This is a genomic window from Bradyrhizobium sp. PRIMUS42 (assembly GCF_023006515.1).
GTDB lineage: Bacteria > Pseudomonadota > Alphaproteobacteria > Rhizobiales > Xanthobacteraceae > Bradyrhizobium.
On sequence record NZ_JALBGZ010001515.1, the window covers coordinates 1 to 541 of the forward strand.

Consider the following 541-nt stretch of genomic DNA (forward strand, 5'->3'; position numbering starts at 1 on the left):
GATCCCGAACCGGCGCGGGGTGTGGACCCGCACCGACAGCACGCCGTTCGGTCACGGCCGGCCCTATTCGCGCTCGCAGATCACCGATCTGTTGCGCCAAACCTGGTTCACGCCGACTGCCTGGGGCGAAGCGCTGTTCATGCCGCCCTATGCCGGCGGTTGGGTGCTGAAATCGGCGCAAATGTGGGAGCGCGCCGGCGCGGCGCTGTCGCTGCCCTTTGCCGGTGTGCACATCGTGGAGGCCACCAAGCAAGTCTACCGCGCGATCCCCGCCAAGCGCGAACGGGCGCGGCTCATTCCCTCGCTCGCCAAGCCGGTGCTGGTGCCGTCCTCGACGGTGACGCGGAGCTAGCTGCACCTCTCCTCCGGGGAGGGGTGAGCCGTGCCCGGAGCGCTCACCGCTTCGGCCGACGCACAAAAAAATCGTCCCGGCGAGGCCGGGACGATTTCAGATCGGAAGACCAGAAGAAGCTTACTCGCCGGGCGCGACTTCGTCGCTCGAGGCGGCTGGAGCTGCCTCGCGCTCGGGGCGCGGACCATG

The 541-nt window shown here is 68.8% G+C and carries 1 pseudogene; it reads left to right on the top strand.

Annotated elements, in window-relative coordinates:
- Positions 1–352: pseudogene (locus tag MOV75_RS41385) on the top strand (methyltransferase type 11); the annotation flags it as partial.
- Positions 353–541: the final 189 nt, after the last annotated feature.